The organism is Mycolicibacterium stellerae (assembly GCF_003719305.1).
GTDB classification, from domain to species: Bacteria; Actinomycetota; Actinomycetes; order Mycobacteriales; family Mycobacteriaceae; genus Mycobacterium; species Mycobacterium stellerae.
The window spans coordinates 470,098-489,765 of the sequence record NZ_RARC01000002.1; the positions used below are offsets into that span (position 1 = coordinate 470,098).

Annotated in this window: 19 protein-coding genes; 15 read left to right on the plus strand and 4 right to left on the minus strand. The window is 66.1% G+C overall.

From position 1 onward, the window contains the following. The first annotated feature begins 5 nt into the window (after nt 1-5). The 5 genes from D6M19_RS05090 (at nt 6) to D6M19_RS05110 (ending at nt 3,861) form a co-directional block, all read left to right on the plus strand. Nucleotides 6-254: an acyl carrier protein gene (locus D6M19_RS05090; protein WP_123024058.1), complete on the plus strand. Its 249-nt coding sequence runs from the start codon at nt 6-8 to the stop codon at nt 252-254. Then, on the plus strand, nt 251-1,192 hold the full coding sequence (locus tag D6M19_RS05095) for a 3-oxoacyl-[acyl-carrier-protein] synthase III C-terminal domain-containing protein (protein ID WP_123024059.1): 942 nt from the start codon (nt 251-253) through the stop codon (nt 1,190-1,192). The genes D6M19_RS05090 and D6M19_RS05095 overlap by 4 nt, the downstream gene beginning before the upstream one ends. Beyond that, on the plus strand, nt 1,189-1,917 hold the full coding sequence (locus D6M19_RS05100) for an SDR family oxidoreductase (protein ID WP_234834698.1): 729 nt from the start codon (nt 1,189-1,191) through the stop codon (nt 1,915-1,917). The genes D6M19_RS05095 and D6M19_RS05100 overlap by 4 nt, the downstream gene beginning before the upstream one ends. A gap of 149 nt (nt 1,918-2,066) precedes the next feature. Beyond that, on the plus strand, nt 2,067-3,110 hold the full coding sequence (locus D6M19_RS05105; RefSeq protein WP_123024060.1) for a cupin domain-containing protein: 1,044 nt from the start codon (nt 2,067-2,069) through the stop codon (nt 3,108-3,110). 97 nt (nt 3,111-3,207) lie between these two features. Next, the gene (locus D6M19_RS05110; RefSeq protein ID WP_123024061.1) at nt 3,208-3,861 is read left to right on the plus strand and encodes a response regulator transcription factor; all 654 of its coding nucleotides are present in this window, start codon (nt 3,208-3,210) and stop codon (nt 3,859-3,861) included. Here the strand turns inward: D6M19_RS05110 and D6M19_RS05115 are convergent. Beyond that, a complete protein-coding gene (locus D6M19_RS05115) occupies nt 3,839-4,210 on the minus strand; it encodes a response regulator transcription factor (RefSeq protein ID WP_123024062.1) in 372 nt (123 codons plus the stop codon). The genes D6M19_RS05110 and D6M19_RS05115 overlap by 23 nt on opposite strands. Nucleotides 4,211-4,299: 89 nt before the next feature. On the opposite strand from D6M19_RS05115, the gene D6M19_RS05120 reads away from it, so the two are divergent. From D6M19_RS05120 to D6M19_RS05165, 10 genes are all read left to right on the plus strand, one after another. Further along, on the plus strand, nt 4,300-5,805 hold the full coding sequence (locus D6M19_RS05120) for a GAF domain-containing sensor histidine kinase (protein WP_123024063.1): 1,506 nt from the start codon (nt 4,300-4,302) through the stop codon (nt 5,803-5,805). Between the two features lie 152 nt (nt 5,806-5,957). Further along, nucleotides 5,958-7,574, plus strand: coding sequence for a benzoylformate decarboxylase (mdlC, locus tag D6M19_RS05125; protein WP_123024064.1), 1,617 nt, complete (start codon nt 5,958-5,960; stop codon nt 7,572-7,574). A gap of 78 nt (nt 7,575-7,652) precedes the next feature. After that, on the plus strand, nt 7,653-8,054 hold the full coding sequence (locus D6M19_RS05130; RefSeq protein WP_123024065.1) for a tautomerase family protein: 402 nt from the start codon (nt 7,653-7,655) through the stop codon (nt 8,052-8,054). A gap of 8 nt (nt 8,055-8,062) precedes the next feature. Next, a complete protein-coding gene (locus tag D6M19_RS05135) occupies nt 8,063-9,037 on the plus strand; it encodes a quinone oxidoreductase family protein (RefSeq protein WP_123024066.1) in 975 nt (324 codons plus the stop codon). A 47-nt stretch (nt 9,038-9,084) separates the two neighbouring features. Beyond that, complete coding sequence (locus D6M19_RS05140; RefSeq protein ID WP_123024157.1) at nt 9,085-10,302, plus strand: NAD(P)/FAD-dependent oxidoreductase; 1,218 nt, start codon at nt 9,085-9,087, stop codon at nt 10,300-10,302. Between the two features lie 155 nt (nt 10,303-10,457). After that, the gene (locus D6M19_RS05145; RefSeq protein WP_164478326.1) at nt 10,458-11,123 is read left to right on the plus strand and encodes a hypothetical protein; all 666 of its coding nucleotides are present in this window, start codon (nt 10,458-10,460) and stop codon (nt 11,121-11,123) included. After that, complete coding sequence (locus D6M19_RS05150) at nt 11,120-12,511, plus strand: MFS transporter (protein WP_123024068.1); 1,392 nt, start codon at nt 11,120-11,122, stop codon at nt 12,509-12,511. The genes D6M19_RS05145 and D6M19_RS05150 overlap by 4 nt, the downstream gene beginning before the upstream one ends. 76 nt (nt 12,512-12,587) lie before the next feature. Then, a complete protein-coding gene (locus tag D6M19_RS05155; RefSeq protein ID WP_206428446.1) occupies nt 12,588-14,276 on the plus strand; it encodes an ATP-binding protein in 1,689 nt (562 codons plus the stop codon). Further along, nucleotides 14,258-14,944, plus strand: coding sequence for a response regulator (locus tag D6M19_RS05160; RefSeq protein WP_123024069.1), 687 nt, complete (start codon nt 14,258-14,260; stop codon nt 14,942-14,944). Before D6M19_RS05155 ends, D6M19_RS05160 begins: the two co-directional genes overlap by 19 nt. Before the next feature lie 155 nt (nt 14,945-15,099). Beyond that, a complete protein-coding gene (locus D6M19_RS05165; RefSeq protein WP_123024070.1) occupies nt 15,100-15,714 on the plus strand; it encodes a dihydrofolate reductase family protein in 615 nt (204 codons plus the stop codon). Here D6M19_RS05165 and D6M19_RS05170 read toward each other — a convergent pair. The 3 genes from D6M19_RS05170 to D6M19_RS05180 form a co-directional block, all read right to left on the minus strand. After that, nucleotides 15,696-16,799, minus strand: coding sequence for an AbrB family protein (locus D6M19_RS05170; protein WP_164478327.1), 1,104 nt, complete (start codon nt 16,797-16,799; stop codon nt 15,696-15,698). The genes D6M19_RS05165 and D6M19_RS05170 overlap by 19 nt on opposite strands. 5 nt (nt 16,800-16,804) lie before the next feature. Beyond that, complete coding sequence (locus tag D6M19_RS05175) at nt 16,805-17,875, minus strand: PrpF domain-containing protein (protein ID WP_123024072.1); 1,071 nt, start codon at nt 17,873-17,875, stop codon at nt 16,805-16,807. Between the two features lie 120 nt (nt 17,876-17,995). Further along, nucleotides 17,996-19,657, minus strand: coding sequence for a serine/threonine-protein kinase (locus D6M19_RS05180; RefSeq protein WP_123024073.1), 1,662 nt, complete (start codon nt 19,655-19,657; stop codon nt 17,996-17,998). Nucleotides 19,658-19,668 lie beyond the last annotated feature (11 nt).

Sequence of the window (19,668 nt, forward strand, 5' to 3'; positions counted from 1 at the left end):
ACACAATGGCGTCCACAGACGAACGAATGAACTCGGTGATGCTTTCGGTCATTCGACGGCGGACTCCGTCGGCGGATGTCACCGATTTCGACAAGCAGATCTATGACCTCGACATGGACTCCCTCGATGTCGTGGACCTCAGTCAGGCGCTCGAGAAGGAGTTCGGCGTCGAGGCCGACCTGGAACGAGTCGCCGACTGCCTGACGCCGCTGGAAATCGGTTCCTACTTCCGAGAACTGATCGGCTCGCCATGACGGGGGGAATCGTCGATATCGCCACGGCGACCCCTGGAGAGCACATTGACAACAGCTATTTCGATTCGATCGGCCTGACCGACGAATGGATTCGGCGACGCACGGGAGTCGGTGCGCGCTGGTGGATGGACCCTGACGAACCGCTCGAAGGTGTCGGTGCGCGGGTATGCGCGCCGCTGGTCGCACGCCATCGCGAGCGCGTCAACATCACCGCGTTGATCGTCGTCAGTTGCTCGACCGGCGGGAAGGTGCCCGGTATCGCGCAGCGGGTGGCAAAACAATCGGGACTGCCGACCGAGGTCCTGGCATTCGACTTGAACGCGGCCTGCAGCGGCTTCGTGTACGGCGTGATCTCCGGGCTGTCGCTCTGCCCGTCAGGGGGCGCGGTGATCGTGTGCGCGATCGAAGCGATGTCACGGCTGATCGACAAAACCGACCGAAACACCGGCCCCCTGTTCGGTGACGGCGCCAGCGCAGTGCTGATCGAGTCGCGCCCGGAATTTCGCGAGCACCGATGGCACGCAGGCTGCGACGGCGACCGTGTCGATCTCATGCGGGGCGAGATCGGCGGCGGCATACAGCTGGACGGCATGGCTGTGTATGACCGGGCGGTGCGGATGATGACCGACACCGTGAATCGACTGCACGACAACGATATTGAGCCGACGGTTGTCATCGGCCACCAGGCCAACTCGCGGATACTGCAGAAGATTCGAGACGAGGTCGACCTGGGCGACGTGGAATTCGTCGACTCCGTACAGGGGTTCGGCAATACGTCGGCGGCATCGATTCCGCTGGCACTGGGAGCCTGCGTCGCCATGCAATCGATTCCGCCGACCGGGCGGATGACGCTGGTGGCGTACGGCGCCGGTGAAGCGTGGGGTGGAGTGTCGGTCGACTATGACCTCACCGACGCGTTGGCCCGTCGCGGGTCGTGAGCAAGGTCGTCCTGGTCACCGGCGCCTCTCGCGGTGTCGGAGCCGAGGTCGCCACGCAGCTCGCCGGGCCACACCATCACGTGGTGGTGAACTTCCGGGAGAAGGCCAAGCGCGCCGACGCCGTCGTCGACGCGGTTCGGGCGGCTGGCGGCTACGCCAGTGCTATCCAAACCGACGTATCCGACGAGCAGGCCGTTGCCGCAATGCTGGCTGAGATCGCTGAGCGGTTCGGTGGGCTGGATGTGCTGGTGCTCAACGCATCCGGCGGATTGGAACCAGGCGCCGACGAGGACTATCCGATGCGACTCAACCGCGACGCGCAGGTGCGGCTGGCTCGCTTGGCGCTGCCATTGATGGCCGCCGGCGGTCGAATCGTCTTCGTCACCAGCCATTTGGCACACTTTCACGGTCGCAAACCGGTTCCCGCCGACTACCTCCCCATCGCCACCAGCAAGCAGGCAGGCGAGGAAGCGCTGCGCGGCATGCACCAAGAATTCGAGGCGGCTGGCATCACGTTCGTCGTGGTGTCCGGCGACATGATCGAGGGAAGCACCATGGTGCGCCTTTTCGAGCGGCGCGATCCCGACGCCGTTGCGGCGCGCCGCCACGCGGGCGACGGATTGCCGAGCGCTAAAGAGTTCGCCTGCGCTATCGTCCGCGCCACCCATGAACCCCACCGCAACGGCGACACGGTCTACGTCGGCGGACCGGACTACCTGTCATAGCGTCGCCGAGGTCCCTATTGCAGGTAGCCGGAAGACCTGGGTCGGGCGTCCCAGCACCCGCAATGGCAGCCAGCGTCGTCGACACTGGCTTTCCCGATGAGAAAAGTGAACCGTAACAACCGCACCGCTATCGATCAGGAGGCGAACTGATGTCCACGTCACTCACCCGCACCAGCCATTCGATGTCGCTCCTCGACGGGGAGATCGTCGAGGAGAACGACTTCGGTTCGATGCGACGCATCACGGCCGACAACCTGCCGATCCTCAACCGGCTGTCGATCAAGCGGGTGCTGCTCAATCCGGGCGCGATGCGCACGCCGCACTGGCATGCGAACGCCAACGAACTCACCTACTGCGTATCCGGCACCGCGCTGGTGTCCGTGCTCGACGACGGCAGCAAGTTCTCCAGCTTCATCGTCAAGGCCGGCCAGATGTTCCACATCGACTCGGGCTCGCTTCACCACATCGAGAACATCGGCGCCGACGTCGCCGAGTTCATCATCGCCTTCCGCAGCGAACGCCCGGAGGACTTCGGGTTCGGTGCGACGTTGGGCGCCTTCACCGACGCCGTCCTCGGCAACACCTACGACCTGCCCTCATCCGACATGGCGAAGATCCGTCGCAGCACCACCGACCACAAGCTGGCCGGCCGCGTCGGCAACCCAGATGTTCCAGCGTCTGCCTACTTCAACGATCCGCACAAGTTCGACATCGAGGGTCAGCCCGCCGGACTGACCTACGCGTACGGCAACGCGCGGTTTGCCCGTGACCAGTTCTGGCCTGCGCTGAAGAACATCTCGATGTACTCACTGCGCATCGCGGACGACGGCATGCGCGAACCGCACTGGCACCCGGTCACCGCCGAGATGGGCTACGTGCAACACGGAGACGCCCGCATGACGATCATGAGCCCCGACGGCTCGCTGGACACCTGGAACCTCACCACAGGCGACATGTACTTCATTCCGCGCGCCTACCCGCACCACATCGAGAACATCGGAACAGACGAATGGCACTTCCTGATCTTCTTCGATCAGCCGTTCCCGGCCGATATCGGCTATCGCGCCTCGGCCAGCGCCTACTCCCGCGAGGTTCTCGCCGCCTCGTTCAACACCCACATCGACGATCTGCCGACCTTCCCCTTCACGCCGGCCGACCCGCTGATCGTCAGCCGCAACAACCCCGTCGACTGACTCCCCAACGCCGGTCTCCCCGGCGCTCCTGAAGGACCGACCTCACGCTTCGTGGAACAATGTCGTCGGACGCGACGCCGGCGCTGGGAGGCCATGAGTGAGTGCCGTTCAGACAGTCGTCGCCGATGACGACGTACTGCTTCGCGAAGGCGTGGCCAGTCTGCTCAACCGATCGGGCTTCGAGGTGGTCGGGCAGGCCGGAGACTCGGAAAGCCTGCTTGCGCTGGTGCGCGAGAAGCAGCCTCAGCTCGTGGTGACCGACATTCGAATGCCGCCGACGAACACCACCGAGGGCCTCGACGCGGCGCAGACGATTCGGGCCGAGCTGCCAGACACCGCCATCCTCGTATTGTCGGCCCACGTCGACGTCGACCATGCGATGGACCTACTCGCCGGCGGGCGTGCTGTCGGTTACCTGCTCAAGAGCCGCGTCACCGACGTCAACGAGTTCGTCGACACGGTGGGGCGAATCGCCAACGGCGCATCCGTCGTCGATCCGGCTCTCGTGCAGGAGCTCGTGTCGGCGCGCCGTCGCGACGACCCGCTGGCGGCGCTCAGCGACCGGGAGCGGGAGGTTCTGACGCTGATGGCCGAAGGACTGTCCAACGCAGGCATCGCCCGGCGAATCTGGGTTACCGAGGGCACCGTCGAAAAGCACGTCCGCAGCATCCTGACCAAGCTCGACCTACACGAGACCGGTGACGATCACCGGCGGGTGCGGGCCGTCATCATGTATCTCGAGGCGCGCTGAGTCCGACGAGCTGGCGGATCGAGTCCGGGGAGAGCGCGAACTTCGGAAGGAATCCCACGGCCGGGCTGTCGGCGATGAGGTCGACGAAATCCTGCTCGGAGTGCGTCGAGATCAGGATCACCGGCGGCTCGGGTGAGCCGGCCCGGTGAATCGCCTCGGCCACGTCGAATCCGTTCTCGGTGCCGAGGTCGATGTCGACGAGGACGACGTCCGGATGTAGCTCGTCGGCGCGTTGGAGCGCTTCGGCCGCGTTGCACGCCATTCCCACGACGCTGACCCCCGCTCGCTCGAGCATGGCGGTCGCGGCGTCGCGGAAGGCGGCGCTGTCGTCGACGATCAGACAGCGCACAGGATCACATCGCTGTCGCACATATATCGAGGGTGTCAGAACGAGCGCGCTGCGGCATTACCGCTACCTGGAAGATCTACGATCACCGAATGCTTCGCGACCGCCTGCTGGCGCTGGTGCTGCGGCCCACCGCACCGCCGGTCAAGTGGGGCGTGGTCACCGCCGCGGTGCTGATCGCCGCCGAGGTGCTGCTGGTGCATCTGCTCAAACGGGTGGCACCCGACAACGCGTTCGGGGCGGTCTTCCTGCTCGGTGTGCTGGTGGTTTCGGCCGGCTGGGGTTTCGCGCTGGCCCTGGCGATGTCGCTGGCCAGCACGTTGGCGTACACGTGGTTCCACGTAGTGGAAGGAAGCGGCAGCCTGGCGCCCGCGGTCACCGTGTTCCTGACGCTGGCCCTGCTGACCAACGTTCTGGTCGGTCAAGCCCGTCTGCGCGCTGCGGAAGCGACCCAGCGTCGCCGAGAGGCCGACTCACTCGCCAAGCAGCAGACGGCGCTGCGGCGGGTGGCCACACTTGTGGCCCGGCAGGCGGATCCCGACGCCATCTACCCGGTGGCAGTCACCGAACTCGCCCGTGGGCTCGAGGTCGAACACGTCACGCTGCTGCGCTACGAATCCGACCACGAGCTCGTCGTCGTCGCGTGCACCGACATCGACCCGAACCGGGAACTGCGAGTGGGCGAACAACTTTCGCTCTCCGGCGACAACGTCGCCGCGAGGGTCTACAGGTCCGGCGCACCTGCCAGGGTCGCCGACTATCGCGATGCAACCGGCACGACGGCCGCGCGTCTGCGTTCACTCGGACTGCAGTCAGGGGTGGGCGGACCGATCTCGGTCGACGGCCGCACATGGGGCGCCCTCGTCGTCGCCTCGGCTCAGTCGGCACCCATACCTCCCGAAACCGAGTCCCGTGTGATGGATTTCGCCGATCTGGTGGCCACCGCGATCTTCAACGCCGAGACCCGCGCCGAACTCAAGGCGTCCCGCACCCGGATCGTCACCGCCGCCGATCAAGCCCGGCGGCGATTCGAACGCGATCTGCATGACGGCGCCCAGCAGCGCATCGTGACGCTGGGGCTCGAGCTCCGCGCCATCGAGGCGTCGGCCCCCGCCGACGATGCCGGCCTGCATGCCCAACTGGGCGACGTGATCAACGGCTTGTCGGGCCTGTATGCCGATCTGCAGGAGCTGTCGCGGGGAATCCATCCGGCCATCCTGTCGCGCGGCGGATTGGGTCCCGCCATCAAGACATTGGCCCGCCGCTCCCCCGTTCCGGTCACCCTCGAGCTCGACCTGGACGGACACCTTTCCGAATCGGTGGAAGTAGCGGCTTATTACGTGATCGCCGAGGCGCTGACGAACACCGCGAAGTACGCCGAGGCGGCCGAGGTGGCCGTGCACGCGGCGATGCAGGACGGCGCCTTGCACCTGACCATTGCCGACGACGGAATCGGCGGTGCGCACACAAGCGGAGGATCGGGTTTGGTCGGCCTCAAGGACCGTGTCGACGCATTGTCCGGCACGCTCGAGGTGTCGAGTCCCGCGGGCGGTGGCACCACTATCACCGCTGAGATTCCGTACGGCACTACCCGCTAGCGGTAATCGCCCGCACGCGCCAGCACCACCACCAGATGCCGGTCAGCGTCGATGTCCTATTTCCCAGCTGGAACGAAGGTAATCAGCAGCGCCGACGAGTAAACCGCTCGTAGGACGAAGTTATTCCAAACTACGAAAGCTGGTGATCCCCAATGGCCGAGAACAAGACGGTTCACGACGTGACCTACGACCTACTTCGAGAGCTGGGTCTGACAACGGTGTTCGGAAACCCGGGTTCCACCGAGCAGACGTTCCTACAGGACTTCCCCGAAGACTTCACCTACGTGCTGGCGCTGCAGGAAGCTTCGGCGCTGGCGATGGCCGACGGCTTCGCCCAGTCGACCGGCAAGCCGGCTCTTGTCAACCTGCACACCGCCGCGGGCACCGGCAACGCGATGGGCAGCCTGGTGGCCGCGTATCGGGCCAACACCCCGTTGATCGTCACCGCCGGTCAGCAGACCCGTGAGATGTCCATCATCGACCCCTATCTGAACAACCCCGACGCCACCGAGTTTCCCAAGCCGTGGGTCAAGTGGTCCTACGAGCCGGCGCGCGCCGAAGACGTGCCCGCGGCGTTCATGCAGGCCTACGCGGTCGCCATGCAGGAGCCCAAGGGTCCGGTGTACCTGTCGATCCCGCTCGACGACTGGCACAAGCCGGCACTCGGCCCCGCGGTGGTGAGGACCGTCAGCCAGCGCACCGCGCCGGACGGCGAGCGGCTGCGTGAGTTCGCCGATCGGATTAACCGGGCGCAACGACCGCTTCTGGTGCTGGGGCCCGAGGTCGACCGTGCCGGCGGCTGGGACGCGGGCATCGCCTTCGCCGAGAAGCTGGGGGCACCCGTCCGCGGCAGCGCGCTGGCCGATCGGGTCTCGTTCCCCGAGACCCATGCGTTGTACGCGGGCCCGATGCCGATGACGATCGCCGAAGTGAACCAGGTGCTTCAAGGCCACGACCTCGTCATCGTGATCGGCGCTCAGGTCTTCCGCTACTACCCCTACGTGGCAGGCGACTACCTGCCGCAGGGTACCGAGCTCATCCAGATGACCGTCGATCCCCATCTCGCGTCGGCCGCACCGGTGGGCGACAGCCTGCTCGGCGATGTCCGGATCGGGCTGGAACAACTGGTCGACCTCATCGACACGCCTGTCGGGCGGCAGGCGCCTACCCCATTGGATCGGGACCGCGCCGTGCGGACCTCGGCGACTTCGGAGCCGCTGACCGCCGACGAGGTGTACGCCACCCTGGCAACCGTCAAGCCCGACGACTCACCGGTGGTGATGGAGTCCACGTCCACGATGGCCGAACTCTTCCAGTGGCTTCCGACCACGCGGTCCGGCAGCTTCTTCGCGACAGGAAGCGGTGGCATCGGCTGGGGCGTTCCCGGCGCCGTCGGGCTGGCGCTCGGTGACCGTGAGCGCGGGGTCGACCGGCACATCGTCGCCACCATCGGCGACGGCTCGTTCCAGTACTCCATCCAGGCGATCTGGACGGCCGCCCAGCACAAGCTGCCGATCGTCTTCGTGGTGCTGCGTAACGAGGCGTACGAGGTGCTCAAGTCGTTCGCACTGCTGGAGCAGACGCCCAACGTGCCCGCGTTGGACCTGCCCGGGCTCGACATCCCCTCGCTGGCAACCGGATTCGGATGTCATACGGCCGATGTGAAGACCACCGACGACCTCGCGAGCGAGTTCAAGCTGGCGTTGGACGCCGACGGGCCCACCGTCATCGTCGTGCACACCCAACCGGAACTGCCACATCTCGGCTGAGATCCAGCACGAACTGTGACAGCACAGCTCGGCGGGGGCCACGAACCCCCGCCGGGCCCCGTTAATGAGGAGAAAGAAATGCCCATCTATACCTGCACCACTGTCGAGTCGGCGCTCACCAGCGAAGTGAAAGCGGCTCTGGCCATGGAGATCTCACATATTCATTCGGCGATCAACCACGTTCCCAGCACATACGTGAATGTCGTGTTCCACGAGCTGCCGTCCGACTGCGTGTACACCGACGGAGTGCCGGCATGTCCACTGCTCGTCACCGGCTGGGTCCGCGACGGACATCCCGAGAATGAAACGACCCGGCTCGCAGTCACTATCGCCGATGCCGCGACGAGGATCACCGGCATTCCCGCCGACCGCGTGCTTGTCGTGTTCGAAAGCAGCCCAGCTCATTACGCGGTCGAAGGTGGCCGCGTCCTACCCGAGCCCGGCGAAGAAGCCGCCTGGCTCGCCGCCGCAACCCGATAGGAGCCACCGTGTACGCCATCGAAGTCAAACAACTGGGTGGTCCCGACGTGTTGACATACGTCGAGGCGCCGAAGCCCGCTCCCGGTCCTCAGGAGGTGCTGATCAAGGCCGAGAGCATCGGCGTGAACTTCATCGACACGTACTTCCGCACGGGGCTCTACCCACGCGAGCTGCCGTTCATCGTCGGAAGCGAGGTGTGCGGCACCGTCACCGCTGTCGGGGACGGAGCCACCTCACTACGGGTCGGTGACCGGGTCGCCAGCGCCGACGCCGTTGGTGCATATGCTGAATACTGCATTGCGCCAGTGGATCTGACGGCGCGGGTGCCCGATGACATTTCCTCCCAGACTGCCGCCTCGGCCCTGTTGAAGGGACTGACCGCACACTTTCTGATCAAGTCCGTGTACCCGGTCAAGCCCGGCGACACCGTTCTCGTGCATGCCGGCGCAGGCGGGGTGGGATCGATTCTGACCCAGTGGGCCACCAGCATGGGTGCCCGCGTCCTGACAACGGCGTCGACCCAGTCGAAGGCGGACCTGGCACGCCGCGCCGGCGCGGTCGAGGTCTTGGACTATCCAGACGACCCGCAGGATTTCGGCGCGGCGGTGCGTGCGCTCACCGACGGAAACGGTGTCGCCGCAGTCTTCGACGGCGTTGGCAAGTCGACGTTCGACGCGAGCCTGGCCAGCCTGGCCATCCGCGGCACCTTGGCGCTGTACGGCGCCGCAAGCGGACCGGTCCCTCCTGTCGATCCGCAGCGGCTCAACACCGCCGGTTCGGTGTACCTCACGCGACCGATGCGGACCCATTTCAACCGCACGCACGACGAGTTCACATGGCGCGCGGGCGAGCTGTTCGCGGCCATCTCTGCTGGGACCGTGACCGTGACGACGGGTGAGCGCTACCACCTCAAAGACGCCGCCCAGGCGCACCGCGATCTCGAGGCCCGCAAGACGCACGGTTCGACGGTGCTGACGCCGTAGCCGCGCCCGCGCTTGTCTTCGGATCGGCGACGCGTCACGATGTGGCGATGCCGCCTGTCAAACGCGTCCTCATCCTCGGATCCGGCTTCGCCGGGCTGTGGGCCGCTCTCGGCGCTGCCCGGCGGCTCGACGAGCTGGGTGTCGCGCAGAGCGATGTCGATATCACCGTCATCAGCTCGCAGCCATACCATGACATCCGGGTCCGCAACTACGAGGCCGACCTCAGCCCGTGTCGAATCCCATTGCGGGAGTTGCTCGATCCGGCAGGGATCGGCCACATCACCGCCGACGTGACGGGAATCGACGCTTCGACCGCGACGGTGAGTACGGCCGGCGGCGCGACTCTCGGGTATGACCGGTTGGTGCTCGCGGTCGGCAGCAAGGTGGCCAAACCGGACCTTCCCGGGCTGGCCGAGTTCGGCTACGACGTCGACACCTACGACGGTGCGATGACGCTGCAGGCGCACATTCGCAGCCTGGCCGGTAGCAAGTCAGATCCCGCCAGCGCGACAGCGGTCGTCGTCGGTGCGGGCCTCACCGGCATCGAAACCGCATGTGAGCTACCGCAGATGCTGGCCGACGCGTTGGGCCCGGGCGTTACGCCGCGGGTCATCCTGGTCGACCACAACCCACACGTCGGCTCGGACATGGGTGACTCGGCCCGGCCGGTGATCGAGGATGCGTTGGCAGACAACAAGGTTGACACCATGACCGGAGAAGGCGTCGCCGCCGTCGACGAGCGACGCGTGACGTTGTCGTCCGGTGAGGTGATTCCGGCTGCGACGCTGGTGTGGTGTGCAGGCATGCGGGCCAACCGGTTGACGGCGCAGTTCGGCGTGCCGTGCGACCGGCTGGGCCGGCTGCCGGTCGACGACTATCTGAGGGTCGAAGGCATCAACCACGTGTTCGCCGCGGGCGATGTGGCGGCGGCGAAGATGGACGACGAACACCAGTCGGTGATGTCGTGTCAGCACGGCAGGCCGATGGGCCGCTATGCGGGCTACAACGTGATCAGCGACCTGCTTGGCGCTCCCATGCTGTCGCTGCGCATCCCCTGGTATGTCACCGTTCTCGATCTCGGCCCGGCAGGCGCGGTGTACACCGAGGGCTGGGACCGCAAGGTCGTCAGCCGCGGCGAAGAGGCCAAGGCGACCAAGCGGGTCATCAACGGCGAACGCATCTATCCCCCACTCACCGGCGTCCGTGCCGAGCTGCTCGCCGCGGCCGCGCCGAACCTTCAGGCCCCTCCCGCATACGGGCAGTAAGCGCAACCCCCAACCCGTGAGCACAATGCGCAAAAGGTGCGAATCGCCTGTTAGCGCGCCTTGTGCGCACAACCGAGCCACGGCCTGAACAGCTCCCTAACTTCGAGTGCGGACGTGCAGAAGTGCACCGGAACACACGAAACAAGGAGCACGAAATGACCACCTTTCCTTCGAATCAGAACCAGGATTGGACCGCGACGCAGGCGGCGTCGTGGCGGACCCCGTCCCCCGACGCCCCGACCATGGCGGCGTACTTCGCGCCGCAGCTTGCCTGGTCGGCCGAGCAGCCGGAGTTCAACTCGACTCCGGCGGCCTATGCCAAGCAGTCCCGGTATCCCCGTCCCGTGCTTGCCTTCGCAGTCGCAGGACTCGTCGCCGCCGCTGCGGCCGGCTTCTTCGGTGCGCTGCACGCCTCGTCCAGCAGCGCACAGAACACCGCCGCCCAGACCGCACCTGCATCCGCACCTGCACCAGCACCCATGCCTGCCGCTAAGCCGACGGCACCCGTGCACCGGACGCCGCCGCACTCGGCGAGGTCGGATGCCGGATACTCCGCGCCGGTGAGCCATCGGGCACCGCCGCAGACCCCACCCGCTCCGCAACCACAGCCCAGCGGTGATCAGTCCGGGCAGACGTATCACGACAGCGGATCTGATCCCTCGCAGTGGAACAACAACGGCAACTTCTGGTGGATGCACTGGCGCGATCACGACAGCCGTTGGCGCAGCGACCATGACAGCCGCTGGACCTTCTTCAACCACGACCACGACCACGACAGCGACAGCCACTCGACCGGTTCGAGCGACGGAGATTCGAAGTGACCGCCACTCTGGCGCAGCCCGACCAGACCGTTGGGCGCCACGACATCGGGTGCCGCCTTGACCGCCTTCCGGTCGGACGCATCCACCGCAAGATCGTCGTCGCGATCGGGCTTGGCCTGTTCTTCGAGGTCTACGAGATCTTCCTGTCCAGCACCATCGCCACCGCCCTCAAGACCGAATACGGCCTCGACGGTACGGCGCTGCAACTGCTGATGGCTTCGTCGTTCCTCGGAATGTTCATCGGCGCGGCGGCTTTCGGCCGGATCGCCGACCGCATCGGGCGCAGGAGGGCGTTTCTCATCAACCTGGTGTGGTTCTCTGTGTGGAGCATCATCGGCGCCATCGCGCCGAATCCTTTGATGCTCGTCGGAGCCCGCTTCATGGCAGGCGTCGGCGTCGGCGCGGAATACCCGGTCGCCGATTCATACCTGTCCGATGTGCTGCCGAAGGCCCATCGTGGGCGCCTGGCGGCATGGGCCTACACCTGCTCCTTCCTCGCCGTTCCGGTGCTGGGATTCTTGTCGCTGTTCCTCAACGGCCGCAGCTTGTTTGATTTCGACGGTTGGCGAGTCCTGATGGTGATCGGCGCGATCGGTGCGTTGTTCGTCATCCTGCTGCGACGCGGGCTGCCGGAGTCGCCGAGATGGCTGGCCGGTGTCGGCCGGACCGATGAGGCTCAAGCCGCGTTGCGGGCATTCGAATCCGGTACGGGTCCGGCGACCGACGACACCGATGCAAGCAACGGGGACGTACCCGCGGCGCAACCGGCACGGCCCGCGACTGCTGTTGGGCGGCTGAGGCTTTCGCCCTACCGGCAGCGACTGATGATGCTCGCCGTCTTCCACCTGTTCCAGCCCTTCGGCTATTACGGGTTCGGCACGCTGGCGGCGCTGGTGTTGGTCAGCCGTGGATACGACGTGACGTCGTCGCTGTTGTTCACGGCGGTGTCGTTCATCGGCTACCCGCTCGGATCGCTCATCTCGATTCCGCTGCTGAAGAGGTTCGAACGCAAGTACCTGATCATGGCCACGGTCGCCGTGATGGCGGCATGCGGAGTGCTCTTCGCAACCGTGAGTGCTCCCGCGCTCATCGTGGTGTTCGGACTGCTGACCACGGCGGCGAGCAACGTCTTCTCGAACATCTACCACGTGTACCAGGCGGAGATCTTCCCCAGCGATGTCCGGGCCACCGCGGTCGGATTGACCTACTCGGTGTCCCGGCTCTCCAGCGCCGCGCTTCCGTTCATCCTCATCCCGGTGCTCGACCACTACGGCGCCGCAACGATGTTCGCCGTCGTGCTCGTCGCACTCGCCGCCGCGGTCGCCGTGCTCGCGCCGATCGGACCGCGCACCACAGGAAGGAGCTCGGACGACGTCAACCCCACCTGATCGGGCACATCCGCGACGGCCGGCGATCTCGCCGGCTTTTGCGCATTCTGCTCAGGGTGCCGCGTACCCTCTTTCCATGGCGCGGATTCGGCGCGTGGATGTGCGGCTTGCCACCCAGATTCTGGTGTTGCAAGTCGCCGTCGTGACGCTCACCCTTGGCATCGCAGGCGGGATGCTCGCCTTCTTCAGCCATCAACGCCTCGCTGCCCAATATGAGGATCAGTCACTGGACGTGGCCCGCGCGATCGCCTTCGCGCCCGCGGTGCGCGCCGACGTTGCGAGCTACGACGCCGTCCCGTTGACGCCGAGTCCAGCGCTCACCGACAAGCTGGCCACCGGGCAGTTGCAGACGCTGGCCACGGAGGTTCAGAGGCACGCGAGCCTGTTGTTTGTGGTGATCACCAACGATCAGGGCATCAGGCTGTCCCATCCCGACAGGAACGAACTCGGTCAGCACGTCAGCACCGACCCCTCCGAGGCGTTGGCGGGCCACGAGGTGGTGGACCGCGAGCAGGGAACTCTCGGAAGATCAGTTCGGGCGAAAGTACCTGTCTACGCGCCGAATTCGGATCGGGTGGTGGGAGAAGTCAGCGTCGGGATCTCGACGGCGGCGGTCCACCATCAGTTGTGGTCGGATGTGCGAAGGGCGGCCGTTCTGGTCGGCGTCGCGTTGATCATCGGCATCGTCGGCTCCGTGCTGCTGGCCCGGCGCTGGCGAGGACTGACGTTGGGATTGCAGCCATCCGAGATGGCCGAGTTGATCCGCGGCCAGGCAGCGGTGCTGCACGGTATCGACGAGGGAGTGTTGGCCGTCGATACCGACTGGAAGATCACGTTCGTCAACGACGAGGCGTGTCGACTCCTCGAGGTGGGCAACGAGGCGGGCAGACCGGTCGACGAGATCGGCCTGACGCCGCGCGTGCTCGACGTCCTCAGGTCGACGGATTCGACGCCCGCACTCGCCACCGTCGGCGACCGGATCGTCGTGGTATCGGCCCGGCACGTGGCGCGGTATGGACGCGATCTGGGCACGGTCCTCGTTGTGCGTGACCGCACCGACGTCGAAGCGCTGACCCGCCAACTGGACGCCGTGCAGTTGATGAGCACCGTCCTTCGCGCCCAACGCCACGAGTTCGCCAACCGGCTGCATCTGCTCAACGGCCTTCTGCATGGCGGCCACATCGAAGAAGCGGCGCACTACGTGGAAGAGCTGCTCGGGTCGGGCCCCCTCGGCTCGGCGATTCCCGGCATCGACGCCGTCCGCGATGCATTCCTTCAGGCGTTCTTGGCCGCCAAGGCCGCGTCCGCCAGGGAATCGGGGGTCACCCTGACGATCGGTGAGAACACCTGGGTGCCGGGCCGGCTCGCATTGCCGGTAGATGTGACGACCGTGCTGGGCAATCTGCTCGACAATGCGATCTACGCTGCGCGCACCGGGGCCACCGAGGCCAAGGTGGTGGACATCGAACTGCTGCAGGATGATTCGACGCTGCACATCACGGTCGTCGACACCGGAGACGGAATCGCACCCGACTTCGTCGACGATGTCTTCACCGAAGGCAGGTCGACGAAGCCGGACTCCGGGATACCCGGCGGACGCGGCATCGGCATGGCGTTGTCCCGACAGATCGCCCGCGCCCTTGGTGGCGACATCAGGCTGTCGAGCCAGGGCAACCCCGACGCACAGTTGTGCGGCGCAGAGTTCATCGCCCGGCTGCCGGGTGTGATGGTGGAGGAGGAAGCCCAATGGGCGGCTCAGAACTGACCGTGCTCGTGGTCGACGACGACTTCCGGGTTGCCAACATGCACGCGGGCATCGTCAACGCGCTACCGGGCTTCACCGTGACGACGACGGCGACGACACTCGCGGCGGCCCGCAAGGCAGCCCCCGTCGACCTCGCCCTTGTCGACGTCTATCTGCCCGACGGGTCAGGCGTCGATCTGGTCCGGGAGTTACGCTGCGACAGCATGGTTTTGAGTGCTGCCACCGACTCCCCCACGATCCGCGCCGCTATCGCCGCCGGTGCATTGAGCTACATCGTGAAGCCTTTCGCCCCCGCCGACCTGGCGGCCAGGCTCGGAGGTTACGCGCGCTACCGCAAGATCCTGGCCGGCACCAACCTCGGCGGCAAGGAGGTGGATGCCGCGCTGGATGCCCTCCGGCCGCGCATCGCGCCGACCCAGTCCCCTACCGCGGTGACCTCCCCGACGAAGGACCTTGTGCTGCAGGCGCTTCACGCATCGGGCCTGCCGATGTCATCGGCCGAGGTGTCTGCGGAGATCGGTGTTTCGCGGGCCACCGCGCAGCGGTATCTGTCGACGCTCGCCAACTCCGGCGATGTCAAGGTCCAGCTCCGCTACGGCACGACCGGTCGGCCCGAACAGGAGTTCGTGGCCGTCGAGAAGGCGCCGCCGAGGCCGCAGCGACCCTGACCGCGAGTTCGGTCTGCGCACAGGGCGCAGAAATTCGAGTGGCGCCCACCCTCACCGCAGATTCAACGGTGTCAGGACACCGGTCACGATGAGTTTCTCGGGCCACTTCAGTCTTCTTAGATGCAACGAGGCGAGCGCAGCCGGACGGAGGCCATGTGTCCAGAACCAATCTTTCGATGTCGATCTCTGCCGACGGCTATGTTGCCGGGCCCGGCCAGAGCGAGGAGTATCCGCTCGGCGTCGGCGGCATAAGGCTTCACGATTGGCACATCGGGCCCACCAAGGACCATCCCGTCAACCAGCAGGTGGTCTCCGAAATGATGGACGGCATGGGAGCGACGATCATGGGCCGCAACATGTTCGGCCCAGTTCGTGGCGAATGGGGGGACTCGGACTGGAAGGGCTGGTGGGGCGACGTCCCGCCCTACCACTGCCCGGTTTTCGTCCTGACTCACTACCCACACGACCCGATCGAGATGGAGGGTGGGACCACCTTTCATTTCGTCACCGATGGGATCGCATCGGCCTACGCCCAGGCCGAGTCGGCTGCGGGTGGCCGTCCCATCTCAATTGCCGGAGGAGCCTCGTGCGCCCGGCAGGCGATCGCAGCAGGACTCGTCGACGAGATCGATCTTCAGGTCGCCCCGGTGATACTCGGTTCGGGTGAGCGCCTGTTCGACGGCTTCGAGGCGGATACGCCCGCACTCGAGCTGGCCCGGGTGCTCGAAGCCCCGGGCGTGGCCCACCTGCGCTACCTTGTCGTCCGATGACCCCGGTGCGTCAGGACACCCTGACGGCGACTCAGCCAGCCGATGATCTTGGGGATCATTCCCGCTGCGAGAACCATCGTCACCAGCCGCAGCACCTGCAAGGTGACCACGATCGGGCCTGAGTGGACCTCGTTGGCGATGGCGAGCACACCGTAGATGCCGCCGGGAGTTGTCGCGAGGTACGCGTCCGCCAGTGAGACGCCTGCCCAGTGGCTCACCGCAACGGCAACCAGAAAGCAGCTCGCGATCGTCATGGCGATGAACAGCAGCGTCAGCGGGATGAGCTTGACGAACCGGCGCAACACGTCGACCGCGAAGCCGCCACCCGCCTGCCAACCGATGACCACGTAGGCGACGTTGGTGACCACGGTCGCCGGGTTCATCAGCAGGTCCAGCGACGGGTGTGCGATCGCGACCACCATGGCGACCACCAACGGCCCCAACAGATATGGCGCGGGCATCCGGACCCGTTTGGCCAGCTTGCCCCCGGCGAACACGAGCGCTGCAAGCGCCAGCAGACCGGAGACGTGCCAGTGGTCATGGGCACCAACGAGCCTCGGCGTCGGGTCGCTGTCGCCGAGATGACTCAGCACGATCGGCATGGTCAGCACCACGATCGTCAGCCGCAGATACTGCGAAAGGGCGACGTAGCGTTCGTCGGCGCCGAGCTCGCGGGCCATGCTGGAGATCGTGCTGGCGCCGCCCGCGATCAGCGAAAGGTTGGCGGTGGCCACGCCGAGGTAGGGGGCGAACCGCGCGAGCAGGATGCCGAACACGACGCTGAGCCCGAGCGTGATGCTGATCGAGAACGCCGCGCAACCGGCGAAGTGCATCAGGTCCGATCCAGTCAACTTCGTCAGCGGCTCGACGGCCACCACACCGATGACACCCTGCGCTGCGGCCATCGCCTTGGCGGGCGGATTGAGTTGCCGCCGAAACAGGATGGCGGTCACGGCTGCGCCGACCATTCCCGCGATCAGCCATCCCGCGGGCAGCTTGACCGCGGTGAAAACCACGCCAAGCGCGGCGACCGTCGCCGCGGCGAAAACCCAGCGGCCGTAACGGGCAACGAAGCGTGTCGTCATCGGGATCACTTCTTTTCGGCGGTCTGGTCGTAGTTGAAGAACACGGTTCCGTCGCTGAGCTTGCGAGCGGTCGAGGTGAGTCGCGCGCCGACGGGGGCATCACCGTGCAGCGTCACCGCCAACTCGATGACACCGCCAGGGTGCTCGATCGTGACCGTGTCGGTCGCAGAGGCCATTCCACGGAGAGCGTCGGCGACGGTGCCCGGAATCGACACTGTGGACGCGAGATTGATCGCGCCCGACACGGCATGGGCGGGGTGGCAAGACGTCGGAACCAGGTAGCGGGACCGGACGTCGGCGCCGTCGGTGTCGGAGATGAGCATGACCTTGGGCACGACCTTGCCAGCCACGTCGCCCATGCCCATCAGTTCCCCTGCCTTGAGCCGAATCCGCTCCACCCTGTTCAGTAGGTCGGGGTTCGCGTTGATCTCTGCGGGCGCCTCCGCTCCGGTCAGGCCAAGATCGGCGGCCCTCATCAGCACGGCGCAGACGCCGGCATCCACGCAGCTGACCTCGATGCCATCGATGAAGTCGGCCCGGTGTCCGGTCGGGAAGAGCGATCCCGTTGTGCCGCCTGCAAAGTCGGTGAAGGTCATGTGCACGGGTGCGGCGCTGCCGGCGACACCGGCGATCGTCTGCTCACCGTCGTAGCAGACCTCGCCATTGGGGGTCTTGATCGTCTCGACCACGCGGGCGCCGGTGTTCACCAGGCGAATTCGCACGGTGGTCGTTTCTCCGGCGACCGGGACCAGGCCGCGCTCGATGGCGAACGGTCCGACACCCGCGAGGATGTTGCCGCAGGTTGGGGTCCGGTCCACTGTGCCGGTTCCGGGATCGACCTGGGCGAAGAGGTAGTCGACGTCGATGTCGTCCTCAGCCGACGGGCCGACGATCGCCACCTTGCTCGTCGTGGAGGCGTTGCCGCCGAGCCCGTCGATCTGCCGCGGCGCGGAACCCATCAACGCCGATAACACCGCATCGACGTCATCGCCATAGGGCTCGAGGTCTTCGCGCAGCAGATAGACACCCTTGGAGGTTCCGCCGCGAAACTGCATGGCGCGCAATGGATTAAGCATTTTATCTCCGCATCTTTCGGATCTGTCATCCCGAAAGTTACGGCTGCGCATGCGCAAAGCCACGGTTGTGCACGCAACCGCCATTTAGCGGCGAAATTCAGCTTTTGCGCATTGTGCTCATCACGGCGGGAACACCTTCTTGATGGTCCCGTCGGAGTTGACTTGCATGAAGCCGGTCCCCGGCGCCATGGAATGTACTGCCAGCTCGACGCCGCCGCCTTCGGCGCCCATCACGAGCATGTAGATCTCAGAGTTGTCGGGCGCACCCAGGGTTGGGCGCGCACCCGCCAGCGTGGCGGCCACTGCGGGCACATCGAATGCACCGAGATCGGCGAGATAGTCGAGCGGAGTGGTCGTCGTGTCCGCGCCCCAGTTCTGCCACTGGCCGTTTCGGTAGGTGAAGTCCTGTTCGACGTGGCTGTTGTCGGGGGCGACGCGCTGAATTATCGCGTAGTCGGTGTACACGTTCAGTTGGAATCCCATGGTGTCCCCGAACCGGTTTCGAATGCTGTCCAGCAGACCGTTCAGCCCGTCCACGGTCTGCAGCTGCGAGGGTCCTGCCGGTGGGGACGCGGTTGGGGGCGGCGCGGTAGGGATGGTGAACGGAAGCGAAGGAAATGCGGTCGGGAAGGTCGGAACCTGTTGGGTGCGTGGCGCAGCGGTGGCAGTCGGGCGAGTGCTGGGCCTGTCGTCAGGCCAGACGATGACGACGACGACCGCGGCGACGACGATGACGACGGCCACCAGGGCCGCCAGAACAAGGACGGCAGGTTGGCGCCACCACGGCGTCGAAGCCTGGCCCCGTGGGGGGTGAGGCGTCGGGTGCCATGGCGCGTGTCCCGGTGTGCTGTATTGGGTGGGGGCGGCGGCCGACGGCGCGTTCGGCGAGGTGTGCGGATACTGCACCGGCGCTGGCCAACTGGGCGCGGGCGGCCCCCAGGCAGGGGCGGGCTGACCGTGTGGCGCAGGCGGTGAGAGGGCGGCGCGAGCGGCAGCCGCCAGATCCCGTGTCGTCGCATAGCGCTGGCCGGGGTTCTTGGCCATTCCGGTTGCGATGACCTGGTCCATCTGCGGCGACAACCCGGGCACGATCGTCGATGGCCGCGGCGGCGGCTCGGTCAGGTGGCTGGTGATCTGGCGTTCCATGCTGTCGCCAGGAAACGGCTGTCCCCCGGTCAGGCACTCGTACAGCACGCATGTCAGCGCGTAGATGTCGGCCGTTGGCGCGTCGACTTTGTCGGCGGTGAATCGCTCGGGGGCCATGTAGGCGAAAGTGCCGATCGTGGTGCCGGTGCTGGTCAGCTTTGTCGCCCCGGCCGCGCGGGCGATGCCGAAATCGATGAGGTAGGCGAAGTCGTCCTCGGTCACCAGGATGTTCGACGGTTTGACGTCGCGGTGCACGAGCCCGACGCGGTGCGCCGCGTTGAGGGCGGCGGCTATCTGTTCGACGATCGAGACGCCGCGTTGCGGCGCAAGCGGACCGTTGGCGAGGAGTTCGGTGATGGTCTTTCCGTCGATCAGCCGCATCGTCACGTACAGCCGGTCGTCGATCTCGCCGAAATCATGGATGGGGACGACGTGGGGTTCGTCCAAGCCGGCGGCCATCTGGGCCTCCCGACGAAATCGCGCCTGATACTGCTCGTCGTCGGCGAGGTTCGCGGGCAGCACCTTCAAGGCGACGACCCGGTTCATGGCGGTGTCGAATGCCTTCCACACTTCACCCATGCCGCCGCGGCCCAGCAGCTCGATCAGCCGGTACCGGCCGAACGGTGTCCCATCCACCGGCTAACAAT